The organism is Shewanella japonica (assembly GCF_002075795.1).
Taxonomy (GTDB): Bacteria; Pseudomonadota; Gammaproteobacteria; order Enterobacterales; family Shewanellaceae; genus Shewanella; species Shewanella japonica.
In genome coordinates this window covers 3,179,290-3,201,746 of record NZ_CP020472.1, presented here as the reverse complement: position 1 = coordinate 3,201,746, position 22,457 = coordinate 3,179,290, and the positions used below count along the sequence as shown (strand labels likewise).

Here is a 22,457-nt window from a genome sequence, read left to right as displayed (position 1 = left end):
CAAATAACAGTTGGCTTTTGCTCCTGCGTCGCTAATTTTAGCCAACATATTATTTGCCTCTTAACGAGGCGTTATCTATACAAGGAATATCATGGACGATCCTCAACAAACTTGGGATGACTACTACTCAAGAATCAAAGCTCGAAAGGTAGACGAAGCAACAATGCTTTGGGAAAACATGTTGAAAGCAGGAGTTTCAAATGAAACTGTGTTTGCCATGGATTTTACTCATTTTTGCGATCTTCCCGAAAAACTAAAAGAACTGGGTAAACAGTTAAGTGAAAACTATGAACTGGAATTCAGTGATGTAGATGATAAAGGGTATCAGTTTTTAATTGGCACAACTCGACCCTATGGCAATGAACTAAGCCAAGTTGATTTTATTGGCTGGGTTGAGTTTATGTGTGACGTCGCGCAGTCCTATAGTTGTGTCTTCTCTAGTTTTACAATCGAAAGCCCTGAGCTGGGCTTAATCTGGTCTAATAAAGACGTCGAACCCGAAAAGGGATAGCTAACAAGTTGCTAATATTCAGATTCCCCAAGGCTGTCATGCCATTTGCTGAGCAAATCGCCCGCCAGCACTTGGTTCACTTATTAGCAGGGCGTTAAGCCTCTTGGCAAATATTAACTTTCATAATAAATAAGGTAAAAGATGCAATCAACAATGAAGCATGAAATAGCTCTTCTGGATTTTTTAAGGGGCTGGGCTGCATTACTAGTTTTTTTTCATCATGCTGCAATCTTAGGGGGAGGGCCTGGATTTTTATCAGGTAGTATAGGGAAGGAAGCTGTAAATGCATTTATGTTAGCATCAGGTTTTTTAATTTACTTCCAATGTAATGTTAGTAAGTCTTATTTCGGGCTGAAGAATACAGTAGGTTTAAAAAACTTTTACATTAGAAGGATTTTTAGAATAGCTCCAGCCTATTACTTCTGTTTAGTTATTGCTCTTATATTTGCAAGTTACTTGGGGGCGAGCAGAGAGTTAATTGCAGAAGTGTTACCTCATACAATGACGGACATGTCGAGATACTATATTCAAGATCCGCTTAAAAGTTTTTTTATCCACGCGTCATTTATATTTGGGCTCATGCCTTCTTACTCGTTCAGTACGCCTCTGCCTGATTGGAGCTTAGGCCTAGAAATGCAGTTTTATTTAGTCTTTCCTGTTCTTTTTTATTTTCTAAAAAAGAATTTTACTGTTTTTTTTACAGTGTCCCTATTAGGAATGATGGGGATTGCTTATGTTTCATATAAACTAGGTTTTATTTTCCCTATGCCTAGTTATTTACCTTTAAAATTTCATAATTTTGCGGCAGGTATTGCCCTTGCATATTTGTTTATAAACAATAGCGAAAGATCAAAGAGCTATTATTTTGTCATTGTTATTTCTATTGTATTCTTACTACTTGGCAATCGCTCTCTATACATTCCAGTTTTATTTCTCTTCAGTTGGTGGTGGCTTTGTAATATAAAACGAGTGAATATTATGTATTCTTTTGTAAATAGAATATTTAGTCACAGCTCATCAAAATATTTGGCAGAGATGTCTTATTCTCTATATATATTTCACTTAATTTTGATGCTTCCTTTTTTCTCGTTTGTATTAAAAGGTGGAGAGTTATCTACCTTAATTTGGATTGCGTCCTCTTTATCTTTGCTAATTTTAACAATGCTAGTTGCTCACTTTATATATAAATATATCGAAATACCCGGAATTAACTACGGTAAAAAATTAATAAATAAAAAGGCTTAACAAGTTGCTTAAACGGAAAATTAGCAAGGCGTTATGTTTTACAATCTAAATTTTCGCAACCTATAATAAAAAGGATATTTTATGTCAGAGAATAAGTTTAATGTTTATGTTGAGATCACTGAAGATAAATCTGGTAAATTGTCAAAATTTATACAGGATGTTCAATCAAAAAATTTTGAAGCTTTATCTTATGCTTCAGAGTATTTCGAAGTAGATAAACATTTAGATATAGATTTATCCGCTTCTGAATCAGATGGCATTCATAATTTAAAGTTCTATGCTTGGGGGTCATTAGTCGTTGAAAACTTTATTTCTTTTCTTTTCGATGAACTTGGAGCAATTACGGTTGAGGCGGCTGTTTTTATCGGGGATTGCGGTGAGTATGATTTTCACTTCGCTGATGAAGATGAAGAAGACTCCTTTACTGAGTACGATGAGCATGAATGGAATTGGTTAGAAGATCCATCAATCGATTGGGAGTCAGAAAATATTGTCCTAAGTGGTAAATTTGAAAATTATGAAACAAGGGATGAGTTAGCTGATGAACTAATTGATCTAGGTGCCAATGTACAATCTTCAATTTCCAAAAAAACCACTTTGTTAATTACAGGAAACAAGGTTGGTGCATCTAAGTTAAACAAAGCCAATGAGTTAAGTATTCGTATAATTTCTGAATCTGAATTGATGGAAATTATAGAGTGTGTGTAAAACATAACAAGTTGCTTAAACGGAAAAATTACAGTTGGCTAGCGTTCGTGCCTCGCACATTTTAGCCAACTGCATTTTTCCGCTTAGCTTGGCGTTATATTTCTTTAGATTTCAGTGGTAGACTTTTACCTAGGTGTATATTTTGATCAAGATAGGTGTGGTTTATTTCAGTAAAACGGACGTAACAGGGGCAATGGCTAAAGCAATAATCGCTGAAGCTGAATCTCAAAGTGATGTAAGCGTTATTGAACATAGGATTGAAGGTCATGAAATTATCGAGGGTCGTTTTGAGAAAACTGATGTTTTTTCGCTGTTAGATAAATGTGATGCGATTATTTTTGGTACGCCAACATACATGGGCGGAGTTTCGGCACAATTTAAGGCGTTTGCTGATGCAACTAGTGATTTATGGTGTGAACAACTGTGGGCAGGTAAAATCGCAGCTGGGCTCACATCTGGTAGTGAGTTAAACGGAGATCAAACGAGTACATTACAATATCTGGTTACTTTATCTAATCAGCATGGAATGCTTTGGGTTGGTTTAGACTCTGCTATAGGTTTCAAAGATAGAGGAATAAATAGGTTAGGCTGTCAGCTTGGTGTTGTGGCTCAATCTTCAGACGGTTCATTACATGAAACAGATCTTGAAACTGCAAAATATTTAGCTCAACGTGTAGTTAATCTAGCGAGACGGTTGAAATAGAAATATAACAAGGAGCCAGCAATCAATCGAACTACGACAAGGAAAGCTTTAGTTGCAGCTAAAGCCTGGGTCTCACATTACCCGAAACAGGGAAGTATTTGTAAATTAGGTGGGTTTATTATCCATACAAGCCAATTAAGGACGGGACTGCTAAAGCTTGGCTCAGTTCCGCTACGCTACACAGTTTATCCAAGCGTTTATCAGCCCCTTATTGGGGCGTTATGTAACACGGAGAGTTTAGTGAAAATTATACCTATAGCATTCATTGGCGCACTATTAGCCTTCCCATCATCTGCAAATGAAAATAGTTCTATTGGATATAAAACAGTCGACTTAGCTCTTCAAGCATTGAAAAATAAAGATGGTACAAATTTAAGCATCCAAGGAGGCTGGACTATTATCGAAGATAAAGAAGAGTCTAGCTTAGTTTTATGGTCGTTTACTCCCGAGACTCACGCAGCTCACCCAGCAGCGATAAAGCGTAAAGTCCTTGAGAAAAACCAAGCAATTTACATTCAAATGTCAGCACTCTGCCAAGCTAAAAAGGCAGATTGTGACAAGTTAATCAAAGAGTTTGAGCTGCTAAATAAGAACATCATGAAAGGTTCTGGATAAGTGTTACATAACAAGTTGCTCAAGTTCGTTCGTAAATTCACTGGGACAATTAACAGTTGGCTTGGCGCTTCGCGCAAGTTTAGCCAACTGCTAGTTGCCCCTTAGCAAAGCGTTAGGTGTACTTGGAGTTCAGATGAAAATATGGATATTGCTTTTTCTTTCAGGCATTTCTTTTTCAGGGCTTTGCAATAACGACATTGCTTCTCAGAAAAATATTAACCCTGTAATTCAAGTTATGGAGTGCTTGCGTAATATTCCCGATAAAGAAATTACAAACCCTGATCACCTTATAGCTAAAGAATTGTCATTAATGACCAGTGTAATTGAAAATACAACTCTCGAACTTGACACAAATACAAACGAGCAAAAGGAATTTAGAGAGTTATACAAAGTGGCGTATAAACATTGCCCTAACAGCATTAACACCTTTAAAGCTGGGTATAAAGGTATAGCTAACAAGTAACTAAAGCGGGACAAATAAAGCTTGGCTTTGTCACTGCGTTCCAAATTATAGCCAAGCACCAAGCATTAATTTGCCCCTTAGTTGGGCGTTAGATGCCTGCATTATTAAAGTCCGGGGTTTTAGTTGGAGATTAGAAAATTAAACACATTGCGTGGGTTGGCTGCATTAATTGTGTTTATTACTCATTTTAGCGATATTACAAATTGGCTTAATGGAATGTTAGGCGGAGGCTCTGGAGCGTACGGTGTAATGCTGTTTTTCTTGCTAAGTGGTTTTTTAATGTCTCACTTATACATGACCCAAAAATTCAACAGCATTAATATCAAGCGCTACTTATTAGCTCGAATCGCAAGAGTAGTTCCATTATTCTTGGTTATTGTACTTAGCTCTTATGTTTTGTCCTTAATCGGCAATGATAGTCTTTATAACATTCCAGATACGAATGCACTGATTAGTCATCTTCTATTTTTATATGGTGACAGTGTACTTTGGTCAATCCCCCCTGAAATACAATTTTACTTCGTATTCCTGATTTTTTGGTCATTTTCAAAGAATAGGAGGGGCTATATTTACCTTTCAATATTAGCGGTTATGCTCCTGCTATTTTTTGCAAACTTTCCACGAGTATATGGAGACATAAACGGAGTTAGTTACAACTTATTTAATACGTTAAGAAGTTTACCTTATTTTTTTATTGGGGTTATTTTTGGAATGCATTATACCTCTTTTGAGGTGCCGAAATACCTTAAGAAACATTACTTTATTTTCGTGTTACTCTTAATACCTGCTATGTATCCAGAGATCTCATCTGTTACGTCTGATGCTAAGACAAGAATGTGGTTAAGCTATGAAGTATTACTTGTAATGAGTTCCGTATTTTTTTGTATTGTATTTTTAGTTCCTGATAACAATGTGCTATTAGCTAACAGGTTCGGTGACTTCTTGGGAAAAGTATCTTATTCATTATATTTGCTTCACATGCCAATTATTATTTTTGTAAACAAGCTCAATTTAAGTGTTGAATTGAAGTTGTTATTATCTTTGGTTTTAACTGTTTCAGTAGCATTTGTATCATTTAAATATTTTGAAAAGCCCGTTGCTAGGTTCATACGTAACATAGCATCTAACAAGATGATAAAGGATAAGGACGTCTAAACGTTGGCTAGCCGTTCGTACCTCACTAATTTTAGCCAACATTTATACACCTCTTATCATGGCGTTAAATTGCAAAGGAGTGTCATGCGTATAATTCTAGTGTCTACTTTAATATTTATAAGCCTATCAGCATCAGCGATTGTAGTTCGGCATGATATTGATAATGAAAAATACCTTGCCTATTCTGAGGACTTTAAACCTTTGGCTACATTTTATGTAGATGGCGCTCATGGAGTACTAATTAAACCCAAATGGGTTGTAACCGCAGCCCATGCAACATTTTGCGTAAATTCTGGTAGCTATATTGCATTACACAATGGCCTTCATAAAGTAGAACGAATATTTGTGCACAAAAATTATCAGCCAGGTAAAAGCCACGATATTGCACTTGTAAAATTAGTTAACCCTATTAATGACATTGAGCCTGCAACTATCTATGAAAAATCAGATGAGCTTGGAAAATCAACTTGGTTTATAGGTGTAGGGGGAACCGGAAATGGATTGACTGGGCAAACCATAGATAATTACGAAAACGCAGGGGTTCTAAGAAAAGCTGAAAATAAGATCGTGTTAGCAAATGGTCCATTAATAAAGTTTCGGTTTGATCGTGATAGTTCAGCTTTACCGTTAGAAGGAGTATCTGGTGGTGGAGATAGCGGCGGACCAGCTTATATAAAAACAAACAATACTAATTATTTGTTGGGTATTAGCTCCAGAGTTGAAGGTGGTAGTATTGGTAAATATGGAGTTACGGAAGTTTACTCCAGAGTCTCCTTCTTTAATTCATGGATAGAAAGTATTACGAGCGAGGATGAGTTGTATCAACTTCAATTTGCGACGCCTAAATTGGATGCACTTCCGACTGGTCTCTCTAAGGAAATTTTACCAGAGGTATGCTCAGATATTGGATTGAGGCCAAATGCAATATAACAAGGCATTAAAGCTGGAAAAATTGCAGCTGGCTGTTTTCTCTGCGTTCAACATTTAAGCCAACTATAAATTCCTCTTATTGAGGCGTTAGGTGTAAAGGATTAAGCCGAATATGTATTTTCTATTAACTTATGATGTAGTTTCTGATTATATCTCTCGAAGAGAAACTTACCGAGATGAGCATATTAAACTTGCCTTATCTGCTGTAGAACGCGGTGAATTACTGTTAGGTGGTGCATTAACTGAGCCTAGCGATGGAGCTGTATTACTTTTTAAAGGTAGCTCTCCTGATATTGCGGAGAAGTTTGCTAAACAAGATCCGTATGTTCAAAACGGCTTAGTAAAAAATTGGAAAGTTAGAACTTGGTCAATCGTACTTGGTGCAGGAGTTTCTCCTGATGATTTGGCAATTAGCACTTAACAAATCATTAAAACAGGACAAAAACAGTTGATTTTATTTGTGTCTCACTTACTTGTAGCCAACAGCGTTTAGCCGGTTATTGAGGCATTATGTTTCAAGACGATTCTAATGAAAATTTGATTACAGAATAAAACTAAAGAAAGGTGTTATCGAATCATATTGGCTCAAAATGAAAATGGTAATTATCTGTAATAAGACATTATGCAAACTGAGATAGCACAGGAAACGGCAATGACAGGAATGACTAATTTATCGCAATTATTATCAAGTATGTCTCCAGAACTTCAAGCTGGGGAATTTGTTTTTTGTTCTGTAACGGGGCGAATTGCTGATTATGTTCACCTTAATCCAGTATGTTTTTTTCAAGAAAAAGAAGGCTTAACCTTAGTGTTATCGGCGGAAAGTGCCACACAGGCATACCTGCCATTTGAGGCAAAATTTAAGCAAATCACGTTAACCGTTCACTCGAGCCTTGAAGCGGTTGGCTTAACGGCAGCAATATCAGATAAACTGACGCAGCATAATATCAGTGCCAATGTGATTGCGGCTTACTACCATGATCACATCTTCGTACCTGCAGATAAAGCTTCTGCTGCGATGATTGCATTACAGAGCTTTTCAAAAAACTAATCTGTGTACATCCTAAAAATGAAGTGAGTTGATGACCATTATAGGTGTATAACTGACTTCATTTACTTGCCTCTTTGCTTATTTTTCCGTACTGAATAGCGATATATTGTTTGAGAATTTAATCGTTATATTTGAGATCTTTAGCAAAATAATTCTATACTTGAATTCTGCTAACAACTGATTGAATACTTGTTAACATTGTCGGTGTTGAAATAAAGTCTTTTAAACGTTATTTCGTGTGGCTATTCAAGGGAAAGATATGACAGAAAATAAAAAAGAGCTTCCTTCAACGCAAGAAGAAAAGCCTACAGAAGAAGCTCAAAAAACCGATGTTGTCGCCGATAATGCCTCACCAGATGCACCTGCTGACAAAGCTAAGAATCAAAAAATCCGAAAAATTACTAATATTATTCTACTAGTGGTGTGCTTTTTATTTGTATTCCATTTATTTGCCGATCGCTATATACCGTCAACGGACTTAGGACGAGTACGCGGATATGTTGTGCCGATTACACCTCAAGTGTCAGGTGAGGTAATTGAAATTCTTACCACTGCAAATACTTTGGTCCGTGAAGGGGAAGTGTTAGCTCGTATTAATCCAAGAGATTATGAAATTGCCTTGTTTACTGCTCAACAGCAAGTGACCCAAGCAGGGCAAAATATGGGGGCATTAACTGCTAATGTGACAGCTGCTAAGGCTAAAGTGGCTAATGCGGAAGCGAATTATAAAAATGCGCAGGTACAATCAAAGCGTATTTTTACTATGGTTGAGCAACAAGTTATGTCACAAGCTGATGCCGATAATGCCCGTGCTGAGTTAGTCAGTGCCGAGTCTGGTGTCGCAGCTGCAAAAGCTGATTTAGCTAAAGCAGAAGAACGTTTAGGTTCTGAAGGTGAAAATAATACCGCCGTTAAATCTGCACTGTTAGCGTTAGAACAGGCCGAGCTTAATTTAGCAAGAACCGAAATTAAAGCGCCAACAGATGGTGTTGCATCAAACTTCCGTTTAAAAGAAGGCTTTTATGCCAATGCAGGCCAGCCTGTTATGACATTTATTTCTTCTGAAGATGTGTGGATTGAAGCAAACTTTAGAGAAAACAGTATTGGCAATATGAAGCCTGGCGATAAAGTGGAGTTCGCACTTGATTACGCGCCTGGTGAAGTCTTTACAGGTAAAGTCGCCTACATTGATTATGGTGTCGATTGGGGCCAAAACGAGCAAACGGGTAAATTAGCGCAAACGACAGGGCAAACGGGTTGGTTAAGACAATCTCAACGCTTCCCTGTCACGATTGTATTTGATGAAGAGGAAGCTAAAGGATTACGTCGTGTTGGCGGACAAGCCGACGTGATGGTCTACACCAAAGAGAGCTCGATAATGAACCTATTTGGTAAGTTCTGGATCCGTCTTGTTAGCTGGTTCTCTTATGTCAGATAAGGCGGTAGCGACACCTGATCCTGAATTAGAAGAAGCAATATATACACGACGTGTATTGCGCTTCACTCTAGGTATTGGACTCGCAGTTGGTATTTCGGCGGTGTTTGCTTGGCAATTAGCGTTTATCGTGCCGGTATTTGTGGCTAAGTTTCTTGTTGATAGAGTCGAGCCAACAATTCAAACCGTTTATGAATTGTTGATTTCAATGGTCGTGACTATCGGTATTGCTTGGTTGGTCAGTTTTGGCCCAGTGCAATACCCGCTCGTGCTATTACCTTTGCTGGCCGTGTTGATGCTGTGGGCTTATTATTTGTTCTCCGATCCCAAGTGGAATTTTTTTGCCACTATCTTAATTATTTCTACGTTAGTTTTGCCATATTTAGGGATTTTACATCCTGGAGCCGCCATTTTTGTCGGTGTGGGTTTGAGTTTTTCTGGTGTCGTGTCGGTATTAATATTTGCCTTATTACATATTTTACTACCTGACTTATCGCCCAATCGTGAATCTCATATTGAAGCTGGACTGACAACAGATGAGCGCTTATATGAATCGGTGAGAGCGCTGATTATTGCGTTTCCTGTTATTACTTTCTTCTTTTTGTTTGAGATAACAGGCGCCTTACTAACGATGATATTTATTGCTATTTTATCGTTACAATCTGCCGGAAGTAAAAGTGTAAAAGTGAGCCTTTTCTTATTGATTACCAATGGGATAGGCGGGGTATTAGCGATAGTGTTTTATAACATGCTAGTGATTGTACCTGAACTTGTTTTTTATATCGGCCTAGCCATGATGTGTGCCTTAATATTTAGTCAAAAAATTTATGCAGATCCTGTTAAGGCCCCCATTTTTGCGGGTATTTTCTCGGCGCTGTTAGTTGTTGTTGGCTCTACGGCATCATCCACAGACGCTGATGTGGCGACGAATTTCTATATTCGTATTGCTCAACTATTTATTGTCGGGGTGTATATGGTTGTTGCTTCTTTCTTTTTAGAAACGAGAAATTGGCGCTTTTTACAAAAAAGAACCGCTGTTTGATGAGTAAACAGATAAATCTTGAGTGACAGCAGGCGAAATTTAAATTGATTTAAACAACAGGTATAGGCAGCTTTTTTAAACAGTATCTAGGCGTTAAAGGTAATCACATCATGACTGAAACCCAAAGTAACGCAAAAAACAAAACTCAACATGCAGTACAAGCTGAATCTAAAAAAACACTGGAAGAGAACCATTATATTCCGCTATTACGTGCCGAATACTTTGTTCCTTTCATCGCTAGACTTAAAGACTTTGAAAATAATATATACCCTGTTCTGAAAGAAGCTGGCCTGCCAGATACTGTACTTTCCTCTAAACCTGAATACCTTTCAGAAGCGGCACTGCAAAAATTACTGGCAATCATGTATCGCAAGCTGAACTCTAAGCGTTTTGCCAATTGGTTAGAGCAAGTAGCGAGAAGTATTTTTGTGCCGCAGCATCTTGCTAAAATGGCATTAAATGGCACGGTAAGAGACGCATTGCTTGAGTTTACCCACCTTGTAAACAGTGAATCAAAACAGACCAATATTCAGCTTAAAACCTCGGTTAACAAAGTGTGGTTCGCACGATATCGAAATATTAAACATTCTTTTGATGCCAATCTTGCAGAACTGTTTGCGGTAACTATGATGCTTGAGCTAATTAGGGTGTTAACTCAGAGCCAGTGGTCACCTGATGAGATTGCTCTGCAGTCTCCAAGCGAAGTGGATTACTTAAGTGAATTAAAGGTCAGTAAGTCACAAATTTATTATGCACGCAGTGTCACTGCTGTGAGCATTTCTGCCGAAGCTTTGTCGCAAAGCGTTGAGTATAAAAAAGGCTGGAGCCAACCCCCGCAAGCTGTAATTGAGGGGCCTGAGCGATTTATTGATAGCTTTACTCATGCTCTCACGCCTTATTTGAGCATGGGACGAATTTCAATTACCACCGCAGCGGATTTATTAGGACTCAGTGTACGCACTTTACAGCGCCGCCTCACAGAAGAAGGATTGAGTTACAGCAAAGTGATTGAAGGCATTTGCTTTGAACAAGCAAAGTTGATGTTAAATGATCCTAGTGTACCCGTTACTCAAATTTCATCCGCATTAGGGTATGCTGATGTCGCCCATTTTTCGCGTGCGTTTAAACGTTTAGCTGGCGTTTCACCACGTGAATTCAGAAAGAACTTATCTTAATTAACTTCAATTATATTCATGTTGCGTTTGAATTACTGATAGTCGTGTTTGCTTCGCTGGGGGCATGACAATTGTCGCTATCACATATGACTGATTAATCTCAGTTTTATATTAAATATGCCCCTGTGTTTAGCGAGAAAAACCAGTTAATAAAAAAATAATAGCGAATTAATATTTTTATTTTTAACTCAGTGTAATCTTATATAACTTACGCTATATTTTAATAGCAAATGAAACATAAATGACTTTTGTTTAAACAAGTTAACGACACTATGTCGATTCATGGTTTCGTTCAATATTGATAAATGGATTGCCAATAAAGCAGGGAAAGACAACTTATGAGTGAGAAAAAAATAACAACTGCATCTGAGTTTACTCATGCTGCTGTTGATGCTGCGATTAAAATTGCGCTAATTTTCATCATGGTGATTTGGTGTTTTAAAATTATTCAGCCGTTTATCATGCCGATTCTATGGGGTGGTATTATAGCTATTGCACTCTATCCAGTGGTGATATTACTCAGTAAAAAAGTAAAACTATCAGTGGGTAAATCTAGCTTGCTGGTCACGTTACTTGCTCTGTCATTACTACTAGTTCCGACTTTCCTTTTTTCTGGCGCGATAGTGTCAGGCACTCAAGATTTTATCGCTGAAGTCCATGACGGTACTTTAGTGATTCCTGCGCCCAAAGAATCTGTAGCTGATTTACCGCTAGTAGGTGAAAAGCTGTACAACTTTTGGTCTTCGGTTTCTTCTGACTTAGAAAAAGTTGTCAGAACCTATGCTGATGAAATCAAAGGGTTCTCGTCTAAGGCTGCAAGTATATTCGGCAGTTTTGGGATGACCGTCTTACAGTTTCTGATTTCGATCATTATTGCAGGTGTATTCATGTCTCGGGCCCAAGGCTCAAACCAGATGTTTCATAAGGTTTCGGTAAGGCTTGCTGGTAAACATGGTGAAGAGTTTTCTGAACTTGCAGTCGCTACGGTTCGTAGTGTGGTGCAAGGCGTTATTGGCGTGGCATTTATTCAATCCATTTTAGCGGGTATTGGTTTAGGTTTAGCTGGTGTACCGGGTACGGGTATTTGGATGTTACTGGTTCTTATTTTAGCCATTATTCAGCTGCCGCCTATTTTAATTTTGGGCCCCATTATTGCGTATGTATTTACCGTGGAATCTTCAACGGTAGCCATTATGTTCATGATTTGGAGTATTTTGGTGAGTGCCAGTGACGCATTTTTAAAACCTATGTTAATGGGGCGCGGTGTTGATATTCCTATGTTAGTGATATTGCTAGGTGCAATTGGTGGGATGATTCTATCTGGCATTGTTGGCTTATTTGTTGGAGCCGTTGTACTTGCATTGAGTTACAAACTTTTCTCAGCTTGGCTTGTGGTTGAAACGGCTGAGCTTGATAGTGAATCTGTGTTACCAGATGCAGAAAAAGAGTAAAGGTAAAGCTTAATGAATAAACATATGTCCCAAGAAGATAACTTTATTTACCTTCTTGGCTCGTTAATATTAGTGCTGTTAAGTGCAGCTTTGGTTGAGCAGTTTTTTGAAGCTGGGCAAATGATTATTGTTGGTACCACAGTCATGAGCTTGTCTATTGCTGTTATCGGTCTAGGCGAGAATAAACGCTGGATTCGATCAACCTTTGGCTTAATGATCACGACGTTGTTATTTGCCAGTATTGGCTCGGTTTTTGAATTACTTAACCTTGATATTGTTGGCTTATTAACAATTTTGGCCTTTCTCGTCGTTGCAACCTATCGCGCAGCAAAACAAGTATTGTTCAGCGGCAAAATATCCACGAATCAGATTATAGGTTCTATCTGTATATTTTTACTATTAGGGCTAATTTGGGCTTTTATATATTTACTATTGATTGAGATATTTGGCCCCGCTTTTAATGGCATTGAAGTGCAGAAATGGACTGATAATTTTTCGACGGCAATCTATTACAGCTATATCACCCTCACGACCGTAGGTTATGGTGAGATTTCTCCAAATATGCCCATTGCTCGCTTTTTTGCTTTTTCAGAGGCGATTTGTGGGCAATTTTATATGGCTATTATTGTGGCAAGTTTAGTCGGGGCAAAAATGTCACAAACAGACTCTTAATGGCGAACGAATAAAGCGTTATCTTTCAGTTTGGTGGCTTGGTTCAGATAGAAGAGGTTTCATGGAATTAGCGAAGAAAACCGTGTTAATAGTGGATGATATGGACGCCATTCGCAAAATTAGTTCTGATCAATTACGTCGCTTTGGTGTTGGCCAAATTTATCAAGCTGAAAATGGCGCTAAGGCACTACACATACTTAAAAACACCCATGTTGACCTTATTATTTCTGATTGGAACATGCCGGTCATGTCTGGAATTGAATTACTCTGTGTGGTTCGAAGTACACCAAAATTTCAATATATCCCTTTTTTAATGATCACGGCAGAAGCAGCCAGAGAACGCGTCAGTCAGGCCATCGCAGAAGGTGTGACTGATATTGTCATCAAACCATTTAACAGCATGATATTGCAACAAAGGGTCACTCAATGCTTACAAGGTTTTGTGAGTAATAAAGCTGGTGTTGTAGCACAAGAGGCAACATCGACGAGTGAGCAATCAGATGCAGAAAGTGATATAGCCCTCAATCTTACTAAGCAAGATAAACATCAAAAATCATCAGTACTTATTGTTGATGATACTGCCGATAACTTAACCTTATTAGGTGGATTATTAAAAGACGAGTACCAAGTTAAACTGGCTAAACAAGGGGCGAAGGCGCTTGAAATCGCTCAGTCTGACACGCCTCCAGATATTATTTTATTAGATATTATGATGCCAGATATGGATGGCTTTGAGGTGTTAAAGCAACTTCGAAAACATCCATTGTCGGAGCATATTCCCGTCATTTTTGTCACCGCACTCACAGAAGATAAGTATCAACTGCAAGGACTTGATGGTGGGGCGGTTGACTATATCAGTAAACCAATACAACCCGAACTACTCAAATTAAGAGTACGGAATCTGATGGCTTATGTGACTATGCATAAGAATTTGCAATCAGATTTCGACAGTTTAGTGGCAAATGAAAAACTCAAACAAGAAGTACAGCAAGTTTTACAGCATGATTTAAAGGGGCCTATTGCAGGGTTAATGGCATTGATTGAGCAAATTAAGTCAGACCCACATATTTCTAAAAATAACGCTGAAAATGCGACGATTGCAGAGGACATGACATTTCAGTTGTTGAACATGATTAATATGTCCAGTGAACTGTATAAAATTGAAACGGGGCGTTTTGTGTTAAGCCCTAAACGATTCTCTATACTTGCCCTTATCCAAAAAATCATTGCTGTGTTAAAGAAAACATTTCAGGTTAAGCACTTGCTTATCTATCTTGATTGCGAAGAAGACGGTGATGAAGATTACTTTGCAATGGGTGATGAAAGTTTAAGTTATTCCATGTTATTCAATTTATTAAAGAATGCATGTGAAGCTGCGCCAAGTAAAACACGAGTTTCGGTGATGCTACAACGTGAGCAAGAGCCTGAAACCAAACAAGCATTCTTAAAAGTGAGTATTCAAAATATTGGTGTTGTGGATGAAGATATCCGACAACATTTTTGGCAAAAGTATGTTTCAGCTGGCAAAAGCGATGGCACAGGAATTGGGACATATTCAGCAAAATTACTTGCCGAGGCTCAGCAAGGTAAAGTGGCATTAGATGTTGATGATACAAACCAAACGACTAGTGTGTCAGTGTATCTCCCGCATGAGTAATTAAGTCATTATGTAGATTCAGGGTTTGCGCCCGAAATAAGGAAGGTTATGGAAATCAATGCGTTTTTGATGTTGGCTTCAGTGGGATTACTTATTTTCTTAGGTTGGCTATTTTTACGTTTGCGCACCGAAGCAAATGAAGACATTACGCGTTTTTTTTCCAATGACAAAAACCGCCTTTATATTGGCTTAATCGTCTGTAGTTTTTTGGCTTTAATGACAACGATTGCCAACATCGGGCTTAACATAGCTTATAAACATGATATTGAAAAAAGCTCTGAAGCATTAGAGTCTGTAGCCTTAACGACGGATGCAGCTTTGTCGTCATGGGTAAAAGGTTGGGAAGATCGTGTAAATGCGGTTGCGACAAACCCTTTGTTATTAAAGCGAGCCATTAAACTAGAAAATATTGGCGCAGATAAAGAAGAGTTACTAGACAGTGAGCACTTAATTTGGTCTAGGGATGCATATGAACGTTACAGTGACTCTTTTGGTTCATTAGGTTTTTTTATTATTAGCTTAGATGGTAAAAATCTCGCGTCTAGCCGAGATGCAAACCTTGGTTTAACTAACATTGTAAAACGTATCTATCCTAATTTATTTAATGAAGCGATAAGCGGTAAAGTCGTCATAACCCCACCAATGCGCTCAGATGTTCCCTTGTTAAATCCCTTGGGGATTACCCGTTCAGATACTCCAACCATGTTTGTACTCAGCCCAATTATTCAAGATAACGGTGATATTACAGCAGTGTTATCGTTACGAATTGATCCATATTTAGAGTTCGCAAACTTAACCCAAAGTGGTGCTGTGGGCGATACTGGCGAGTCATACTTTGTTGATCACAAGGGCAGGATGTTATCTCACAGTCGCCATGAAGATAGATTAGTTTCGCTTGGGTTATTAGAGCCTGGTCAAATGTCAGTACTTAATCTTTATGTCACTAACCCTCAGCGAGAGTTAACGCCAGATGAACCCGCCGCCGAAAGTCATAATGAAAGACGTTTAACCTATGCTGCTGAGCAAGTGAGTTCGCAAAATAACGGTAACTCTTTTAAAAGTTATCGAAATTATTTAGGTGTCGAAGTTATCGGTGCCTGGAAGTGGGGTGAGCGATACGGTTTCGGCATTGTGACAGAAATGAGTATTGACGAAGCGAGCAGTAATTTTCAATATTTCAAAAATATCATTATTACCCTAATTTGTATTATTGCTTTGTCCTGTTTATTGCTCACGTCTGCCAGTTTGTGGCTGAGTCGTCATGTATTGCAGCGATTGCAAATCAATAATGAAAAATTAGAAAAAACCATTTCGATTAGAACCAAAGATCTGCAAGAACGTGAAAATAGGTTATGGGATTTATATGAAAACTCGCCTGTAGCTTATGCCACCTTAGATAAAAATGGCAATTTTACCAAGCATAACAAGCAGTTTGCTGAAATAACCGGTCATGACCGTGAAGCATTTGCGACATTGCAATGGATGGATGTATTAGCAACAGATGATGGTGAGGGTAAACAGATTTTTGAATCGGCATTACAAGGTGAAGGTACCTCAGATGCGAGATTGTATTTACACACTCACTCAAGTGGCGCGTTAGCGGTGTCATTATCGGTACGAACCGAGTTTCATCCCGATGGGAGTCTAGCTGAGATCCGTTTAGCGATACTCGATGTCAACGAACAAGAGACTGTTAGGGCTGAAATGCTGAAGAATCAGCAGCAATATCAGACCTTAGTTGAGAATATACAAGGAGCAGTATTTCGTTGTAATTACGTCGATTTGAAGAAAAATAACTTTACCGTTTTTTATATTAGCCCGAATTTTGAACATATTACCGGTTATCCAGTGAGTGACTTTATTGGTAAGAACCCTGTAAGGCGTTTCGTTGATTTGGCAGTAGGGAACGACGGCGAAGGTTTTTTTGAAAAGGTTCGCGAAGCTGCATTACAAAACGGCAAAGTATTACTCGATATGCGGATTATGAATCGCTCTGGCGAGTTACGTTATGTCCAGATTATGGCGAAATTCGAATTAACTGATAATGAGCAAGAATGCTATTTCGACGGTACAGTATTTGATATTACTGAACAAAAATTAGCTGAAAACTTATTACTTGATTCAGAAGAGAAGCTTGAAGTCGCAGCAAAAAGTGCTCAGATGGGAATGTGGGATTTTTATCCGAATCAAAATCGTGTTGTCGTTAATCGAATGTACAGCGAAATGCTGGGGTATCGACAACTCGATGTTTGCGCCAACGAAGATAAATGGTCGCCATTAAAAAATGGTGTAGATACATTTGCATCGCTAGTTCACCCCGATGATGAAGCTGATATTTTTGACGCTAAATCCATTGTTGAACACGACCCAAATCAGATTGTCCGTCAGGAATTCAGGTTGCTTCGACAAGACGGTAGCTATGACTGGATTTTAAGTATCGGTCAGACGTCAGAATTTGATGACAAAGGCATGCCTGAACGTATTAGTGGAGTACATATTAATGTTAACGCTGCAAAAGAATTGGAGCGTGAGTTAGCGGACGCCATTGCTGAGGCTGACAATGCTAATAAAGCAAAAGGTGATTTCTTAGCGAACATGAGTCATGAAATTCGTACGCCGATGAATGCGATTATTGGTATGTCTCACTTAGCGCTTGAAACAGAGTTAACCCGTCAGCAACGTAACTATATTGAAAAAACCAATAACTCAGCCCAATCATTATTGGGCATTATTAACGATATTCTTGATTTTTCTAAGATTGAAGCTGGCAAGTTAGATATTGAAAATATTGACCTAAGTATTGATGACTTACTTAATAATGTGAGTAATTTAATTGGTATAAAGGTGGCAGAGAAAGGACTAGAGCTGCTATTTGATATTGATGACAAGATCCCTGAAAACTTACTTGGCGATCCCTTACGAGTTGGCCAAGTATTAATTAATTTAGCCAATAATGCAGTTAAATTTACAGACAATGGCAATATCATTATCTCGGTGATGTTAGACAAGCTCACGTCAACTCAAGCTTATTTAACATTCTCTGTGAAAGACTCTGGTATTGGTATGAGCCTTGAGCAGCAATCGAGATTATTTAATGCCTTTTCACAAGCAGATGCTTCAACAACACGAAAATATGGCGGCACAGGTTTAGGTTTAGCCATATGTAAAAATCTAGCTGAATTGATGGGCGGCAGCATCACATTAAGTAGTGAAGTAGGGGTTGGGAGTACGTTCAATCTTTCTACTCCTTTTGATTTAAACCCAATTGCCTCTTCTCCTCGAAATGCAAATCATCATGTAAGTTTTGCAGGGAAGTCAGTATTGTTAGTCGATGACAATCAAGCTGCCCGTGAAGTGTTATCAAGCTTGTTGATGAGAGCGGGCATGAAAGTAAAAGCGCTTGAATCAGGCCAGGCAGCAATAGATTTAATTAATGCAGGTGAGCGGCCAGATGTGGCGATCGTCGATTGGCAAATGCCCGAAGTCAGTGGCTTAGATGTCGCACGCTTTATTGGTGAGCTTGAGCCTGAGATAAAGCCTAAGCTCATTATGATTACTGCATACGGCAAAGAAGACTTACTCATGAGTGCATCTGATGTGCACTTTGATAGTATTTTAACTAAGCCACAAACTCAGACTAATTTGGTGAAAACCTTATCTTACGTTCTGTCAGATGCTAGCCCTTATGCCGCAGATACCACCTCTAAAAGCGAATTAACACAAGCTTTAACTGATTTGGCTGGTGCCAGTGTGTTAATCGCTGAAGATAACGATTTGAATCAAGAATTGATTGAAGAACTATTAAACAGCAAACAAATTATCACCACGTTAGCTCAAAATGGGCAAGAAGCACTGGATTTGGCAGCCAAAGAAAATTTTGACGGTATTCTAATGGACTGCCAAATGCCTGTAATGGATGGGTATACAGCGGCATCAAAATTACGAGCCATTCCTGACAATGCTAATTTACCGATAATTGCGATGACTGCAAATGCTATGGCTGGCGATAGAGAAAAAGCCATAGCCTCTGGCATGAATGATCATATCCCTAAACCTATTGATGTAGAAGCAATGTTTATCACAATGGCTAAATGGATATCACCAGCAAATCCTGTTGATGTGAATAGCCTGACACTTGATAAAAATAACGATCATGATTTTGTTAATCAATTTAAATCGATAAATGCAGCGCAAGGTCTGCAAAGAACGCAAGGCGATGTAGCGCTTTACCGTAAACTGTTGGCAAAATTTGTTGCTGGGCAATCGGGTTTTGTGGGGGCTTTCACCCGTGCGATAGCAATTAACGATGAGACGTTAGCAATGCGACTTGTGCACACTTTAAAAGGTGTTGCAGGAATGATTGGCGCTGAACACGTAGCAGAATTAGCCGCTAAGCTTGAGCAAGAGTTAGCAGAGAGTAATGTTAAGACTGTTCTTATATTGGAAAAAGCGCTTAGTGAAGTATGCACAGAGATTAATAACTCAATGCCGACATTATCAGCTCAACAAAATAGTCTAACCTTAGATAAACCATTAGCGATTAAAACCTTATCAGCACTGATTACGATGCTTGAAAGCTTTGATATGGAAGCAACTGAGTATTTAGACGACCACGGTGATTGCTTGAATGTCGAGCCATTACTTCATAATTATAAATTATTAGAAAAGCAGTTAAGCGAATATGAATTAGATACGGCTATGGAAATAGCTAAGCAAATGATTGAGCAATTAAATCAACTTGATTCTTAGCTGACATTTTCGTCAGCACCTTGTTTACATAACATTAAGCGATAGGAGAACAGATGGAAAAACAAACGATATTGGTGGTAGACGATACTCCAGCAAATATTGATGTTCTCGCGGGTGTGCTGAAGGCTGATTATCATATCAAAATCGCAAAAAATGGTGAGCAAGCGCTGAAGATTGCTAGAGCGATTCCGTTGGATTTAATTTTACTCGACATAATGATGCCGGGAATAGATGGCTATGAGGTCTGTCAGGAATTAAAAGCGGATGAAAGAACTCACCATATACCTGTCATTTTTGTTACTGCGAAAATTTCAGCAGATGATGAAATTAAAGGACTAAATATTGGCGCCGCTGATTATATTACCAAACCGTTTAATCCTCCTATTGTTCAACGTCGCGTGCAGACTCAGTTAGCGCTGACAGATCAAAATCGTATGCTGGCGATAAAAGTGCAGCAAAAAACGGCTGAAATTGCGCAAAATCAACTCGATGTTATTAGAAAGCTTGGCCGAGCGGCTGAATACAAAGACAATGAAACAGGAATGCATGTTATTCGTATGAGCTACTACACGCATATTTTGGCGTTAGCAGCGGGTATCAATGAAGCAGATGCAGAAGTATTAATGCATGCAGCACCTATGCATGATGTTGGCAAAATTGGCGTCTCAGATGCCATTTTAAAAAAGCCTGGCAAATTAACCGCTGAAGAATTTGATGAAATGAAACATCATTGTGTCATTGGAGCTGAAATACTTGGCGATAATGATTCACCTCTTTTAAAAATCGCACAAGAGGTGGCATTGACTCATCATGAAAAGTGGGACGGAACAGGTTATCCCAATGGACTGAAAGGTGAAGAAATTCCACTTTATGGCCGGATTGTGGCTGTGGCAGATGTATTTGATGCTTTGACCAGTGAGCGCCCTTATAAAAAACCTTGGTCAGTTGAGGAAGCTGTAGCATTACTTGAACGAGAAGCGGGCAGTCACTTTGAGCCTAAATTAGTGCAATTGTTTGTTGAAAATATTGAGCAAATTGTAGAAATTAAGGCTAAATTTAGAGATGAAGGTTAATTGGATTGGTGTAACTGGCAGATGTATTAACAGGTTGGCATAAAATGGTAACTAATGTCAGATAACCAAGATTATACTTGTTGCATATTAAGTCGTTGAGAAGCAGCTGTTCAATCAATTAGTGCTAATAGTATTTCAAGTCATTTTTTGATGAAGCCGAGCTAATATTAGGGTAAGTCATCGCTCAACGTGCATTAAAAATACAGTGACTGATGTCATAAAACTTTGCAATTTACTCCATAGAGGAAAACACCTATGTCTACGACTTTATTCAGTAAAAAATGTCTTTTAGCTGCAGTGATGGTACCGGCTTTACTTACGGGTTGTGCTACAGGCGACACACCTGAGTCAAAAAAAGCCAATGCGCGTAAAGAAACACAAGCGGCATTACAAGAAATTTATGCTGAACATAGTGGTGCTAAAACAGCAGTTGCACAATCTGTTGGCTATGTTGTTTGTACGGGGAGCAACAGTTACCTATTTGCTCTTTCTACTGGCGGTGGTGTGTGTGTATTAACGTCAAATGGACAAAACTCTTATTATCGTTTTGCTACAGGTGGTGTTGGCGCTGGTATTGGCTGGAAGCAAATGGCATTCGTTCAAGCCTTTATGGATAACGATGCAATGACACGTTTTAAAGAATCCGGTTATGAAGGTCAAGCACAAGCAGAAGCCAGTGCTAAGTATGAAGAAAGCGGTGACCAAGCGTCTGCAAACCAATCTGTTGACGTGAGCGGTGTAAAAACATACCAAGTCAACTTGATGGGGGCTGCTGCTCAGGCAACCGTACAAGGTTACAAATATTGGCCAACTGACTTTACTGATGATTTCATCGAAAATGATGAAAAGTAATCGACAGAGTGACTATGACGTTTTAGTCAGCGTCTTTAGTTAACACTGACTAAAGCAAGATATGAAACCGTAATGAACATTTTCTTTACGGTTTTTTATTGTCTGTTTAATAGGCTAATCAACCTAAAGGGACTGTTAGGTTGTCGCTCCAAACGTAAATTGTTCGAGCTTCAATGACACTCTATACATATTCCTACAGTGATTGTCGCCTTTTTCGCTTTCCGTGAGTCGCTCAATAAGATAAATTACCCTAGTTAATATAATAAAAATTAAAATGATGTTCAGGACGAATGTTTTTAAGGTGGGTTGAAGTTGATTTCAGTATATTTAGTTGATGATCATGAGTTAGTTAGAACCGGTATTCGTCGCTTACTAGAAGATGAGCGAGGTATTAAAGTTGTTGGGGAAGCCCCAGACGGAGAGACTGTTGTGCAATGGTCGCGTCAAAACGAAGCTGACGTAATCTTGATGGATATGAATATGCCGGGTATGGGTGGATTAGAAGCCACACGTAAGATTTTGCGATATCAACCTGAAGCTAAAATCATTGTTTTAACGGTCCAAACAGAAGACCCATTTCCAACTAAAGTTATGCAAGCTGGCGCATCGGGTTATTTAACCAAAGGTTCCACTTCACCTGAAGTATTACGTGCTATCCAGCAAGTTTCTCGTGGCCAACGTTATTTATCACCAGAAATTGCCCAGCAAATGGCATTGAGTCAATTTAGCCATTCAGATGAGAATCCATTTAGCAGCTTGTCTGAACGTGAGCTGCAAATCATGCTGATGATCACCAATGGTGAAAAAGTAAATGATATTTCTGAGAAACTCAATTTAAGCCCTAAAACAGTTAACAGCTATCGCTACCGTTTGTTTGCTAAGTTAGATATCGGTGGTGATGTGGAGTTGACCCGTCTCGCAATTCGCTACAAAATGCTCGATGCCAGTTCTTTTTAAACGCTAGGTGTTA

20 protein-coding genes are annotated in these 22,457 nt (G+C 38.7%); all 20 read left to right on the top strand.

The window, feature by feature from the left end:
* The first annotated feature begins 91 nt into the window (after positions 1-91).
* The 20 genes from SJ2017_RS13645 to uvrY all read left to right on the top strand — a co-directional run bounded on the left by SJ2017_RS13645 (position 92) and on the right by uvrY (position 22,444).
* A complete protein-coding gene (locus tag SJ2017_RS13645) occupies positions 92-511 on the top strand; it encodes a hypothetical protein (RefSeq protein WP_080916107.1) in 420 nt (139 codons plus the stop codon).
* A gap of 141 nt (positions 512-652) precedes the next feature.
* Positions 653-1,756: an acyltransferase family protein gene (locus SJ2017_RS13640; protein ID WP_080916106.1), complete on the top strand. Its 1,104-nt coding sequence runs from the start codon at positions 653-655 to the stop codon at positions 1,754-1,756.
* 81 nt (positions 1,757-1,837) lie between these two features.
* A complete protein-coding gene (locus SJ2017_RS13635; protein ID WP_080916105.1) occupies positions 1,838-2,464 on the top strand; it encodes a BRCT domain-containing protein in 627 nt (208 codons plus the stop codon).
* Between the two features lie 142 nt (positions 2,465-2,606).
* The gene (locus SJ2017_RS13630; RefSeq protein ID WP_080916104.1) at positions 2,607-3,167 is read left to right on the top strand and encodes a flavodoxin family protein; all 561 of its coding nucleotides are present in this window, start codon (positions 2,607-2,609) and stop codon (positions 3,165-3,167) included.
* Between the two features lie 240 nt (positions 3,168-3,407).
* On the top strand, positions 3,408-3,782 hold the full coding sequence (locus SJ2017_RS13625; protein WP_080916103.1) for a molecular chaperone DnaJ: 375 nt from the start codon (positions 3,408-3,410) through the stop codon (positions 3,780-3,782).
* Positions 3,783-3,915: 133 nt separating this feature from the next.
* The gene (locus SJ2017_RS13620; protein WP_055026369.1) at positions 3,916-4,245 is read left to right on the top strand and encodes a hypothetical protein; all 330 of its coding nucleotides are present in this window, start codon (positions 3,916-3,918) and stop codon (positions 4,243-4,245) included.
* 123 nt (positions 4,246-4,368) lie between these two features.
* The gene (locus SJ2017_RS13615) at positions 4,369-5,400 is read left to right on the top strand and encodes an acyltransferase family protein (RefSeq protein ID WP_055026370.1); all 1,032 of its coding nucleotides are present in this window, start codon (positions 4,369-4,371) and stop codon (positions 5,398-5,400) included.
* An 84-nt stretch (positions 5,401-5,484) separates the two neighbouring features.
* Complete coding sequence (locus SJ2017_RS13610; RefSeq protein WP_080916102.1) at positions 5,485-6,330, top strand: trypsin-like serine protease; 846 nt, start codon at positions 5,485-5,487, stop codon at positions 6,328-6,330.
* Between the two features lie 112 nt (positions 6,331-6,442).
* Positions 6,443-6,751: a YciI-like protein gene (locus SJ2017_RS13605; protein WP_080916101.1), complete on the top strand. Its 309-nt coding sequence runs from the start codon at positions 6,443-6,445 to the stop codon at positions 6,749-6,751.
* Positions 6,752-6,982: 231 nt separating this feature from the next.
* Positions 6,983-7,381: an ACT domain-containing protein gene (locus tag SJ2017_RS13600; protein ID WP_080916100.1), complete on the top strand. Its 399-nt coding sequence runs from the start codon at positions 6,983-6,985 to the stop codon at positions 7,379-7,381.
* A gap of 259 nt (positions 7,382-7,640) precedes the next feature.
* A complete protein-coding gene (locus SJ2017_RS13595) occupies positions 7,641-8,819 on the top strand; it encodes an HlyD family secretion protein (protein ID WP_055026374.1) in 1,179 nt (392 codons plus the stop codon).
* Positions 8,809-9,858 carry a DUF2955 domain-containing protein gene (locus SJ2017_RS13590; protein ID WP_080916099.1) on the top strand — a complete coding sequence of 350 codons (1,050 nt, stop codon included), beginning with the start codon at positions 8,809-8,811 and terminating at the stop codon, positions 9,856-9,858. Before SJ2017_RS13595 ends, SJ2017_RS13590 begins: the two co-directional genes overlap by 11 nt.
* 110 nt (positions 9,859-9,968) lie before the next feature.
* Positions 9,969-11,033, top strand: a complete 1,065-nt coding sequence (locus tag SJ2017_RS13585) for a helix-turn-helix domain-containing protein (RefSeq protein ID WP_080916098.1) — start codon at positions 9,969-9,971, stop codon at positions 11,031-11,033.
* A 338-nt stretch (positions 11,034-11,371) separates the two neighbouring features.
* Positions 11,372-12,484 carry an AI-2E family transporter gene (locus SJ2017_RS13580; RefSeq protein WP_055026377.1) on the top strand — a complete coding sequence of 371 codons (1,113 nt, stop codon included), beginning with the start codon at positions 11,372-11,374 and terminating at the stop codon, positions 12,482-12,484.
* Positions 12,485-12,496: 12 nt separating this feature from the next.
* The gene (locus SJ2017_RS13575; RefSeq protein WP_055026378.1) at positions 12,497-13,156 is read left to right on the top strand and encodes a potassium channel family protein; all 660 of its coding nucleotides are present in this window, start codon (positions 12,497-12,499) and stop codon (positions 13,154-13,156) included.
* 61 nt (positions 13,157-13,217) lie between these two features.
* Positions 13,218-14,813 (top strand): hybrid sensor histidine kinase/response regulator, encoded by a 1,596-nt coding sequence (locus SJ2017_RS13570; protein ID WP_080916097.1) that lies wholly within the window; start codon positions 13,218-13,220, stop codon positions 14,811-14,813.
* Positions 14,814-14,861: 48 nt separating this feature from the next.
* The gene (locus SJ2017_RS13565) at positions 14,862-19,562 is read left to right on the top strand and encodes a response regulator (protein WP_080916096.1); all 4,701 of its coding nucleotides are present in this window, start codon (positions 14,862-14,864) and stop codon (positions 19,560-19,562) included.
* A 53-nt stretch (positions 19,563-19,615) separates the two neighbouring features.
* A complete protein-coding gene (locus SJ2017_RS13560) occupies positions 19,616-20,635 on the top strand; it encodes an HD-GYP domain-containing protein (protein ID WP_065108887.1) in 1,020 nt (339 codons plus the stop codon).
* 255 nt (positions 20,636-20,890) lie between these two features.
* Positions 20,891-21,487: a lipid-binding SYLF domain-containing protein gene (locus SJ2017_RS13555; protein ID WP_055026382.1), complete on the top strand. Its 597-nt coding sequence runs from the start codon at positions 20,891-20,893 to the stop codon at positions 21,485-21,487.
* A 312-nt stretch (positions 21,488-21,799) separates the two neighbouring features.
* On the top strand, positions 21,800-22,444 hold the full coding sequence (gene uvrY, locus SJ2017_RS13550) for a UvrY/SirA/GacA family response regulator transcription factor (RefSeq protein WP_080916095.1): 645 nt from the start codon (positions 21,800-21,802) through the stop codon (positions 22,442-22,444).
* The last annotated feature ends 13 nt before the right edge of the window (positions 22,445-22,457 follow it).

Bases quoted from the DNA above. Each gene is read 5' to 3' on its own strand.
- SJ2017_RS13645 (WP_080916107.1), top strand. From the start codon at position 92: ATGGACGATCCTCAACAAACTTGGGATGACTACTACTCAAGAATCAAA.
- SJ2017_RS13640 (WP_080916106.1), top strand. From the start codon at position 653: ATGCAATCAACAATGAAGCATGAAATAGCTCTTCTGGATTTTTTAAGG.
- SJ2017_RS13635 (WP_080916105.1), top strand. From the start codon at position 1,838: ATGTCAGAGAATAAGTTTAATGTTTATGTTGAGATCACTGAAGATAAA.
- SJ2017_RS13620 (WP_055026369.1), top strand. From the start codon at position 3,916: ATGAAAATATGGATATTGCTTTTTCTTTCAGGCATTTCTTTTTCAGGG.
- SJ2017_RS13610 (WP_080916102.1), top strand. From the start codon at position 5,485: ATGCGTATAATTCTAGTGTCTACTTTAATATTTATAAGCCTATCAGCA.
- SJ2017_RS13605 (WP_080916101.1), top strand. From the start codon at position 6,443: ATGTATTTTCTATTAACTTATGATGTAGTTTCTGATTATATCTCTCGA.
- SJ2017_RS13600 (WP_080916100.1), top strand. From the start codon at position 6,983: ATGACAGGAATGACTAATTTATCGCAATTATTATCAAGTATGTCTCCA.
- SJ2017_RS13595 (WP_055026374.1), top strand. From the start codon at position 7,641: ATGACAGAAAATAAAAAAGAGCTTCCTTCAACGCAAGAAGAAAAGCCT.
- SJ2017_RS13590 (WP_080916099.1), top strand. From the start codon at position 8,809: ATGTCAGATAAGGCGGTAGCGACACCTGATCCTGAATTAGAAGAAGCA.
- SJ2017_RS13585 (WP_080916098.1), top strand. From the start codon at position 9,969: ATGACTGAAACCCAAAGTAACGCAAAAAACAAAACTCAACATGCAGTA.
- SJ2017_RS13580 (WP_055026377.1), top strand. From the start codon at position 11,372: ATGAGTGAGAAAAAAATAACAACTGCATCTGAGTTTACTCATGCTGCT.
- SJ2017_RS13575 (WP_055026378.1), top strand. From the start codon at position 12,497: ATGAATAAACATATGTCCCAAGAAGATAACTTTATTTACCTTCTTGGC.
- SJ2017_RS13570 (WP_080916097.1), top strand. From the start codon at position 13,218: ATGGAATTAGCGAAGAAAACCGTGTTAATAGTGGATGATATGGACGCC.
- SJ2017_RS13565 (WP_080916096.1), top strand. From the start codon at position 14,862: ATGGAAATCAATGCGTTTTTGATGTTGGCTTCAGTGGGATTACTTATT.
- SJ2017_RS13560 (WP_065108887.1), top strand. From the start codon at position 19,616: ATGGAAAAACAAACGATATTGGTGGTAGACGATACTCCAGCAAATATT.
- SJ2017_RS13555 (WP_055026382.1), top strand. From the start codon at position 20,891: ATGTCTACGACTTTATTCAGTAAAAAATGTCTTTTAGCTGCAGTGATG.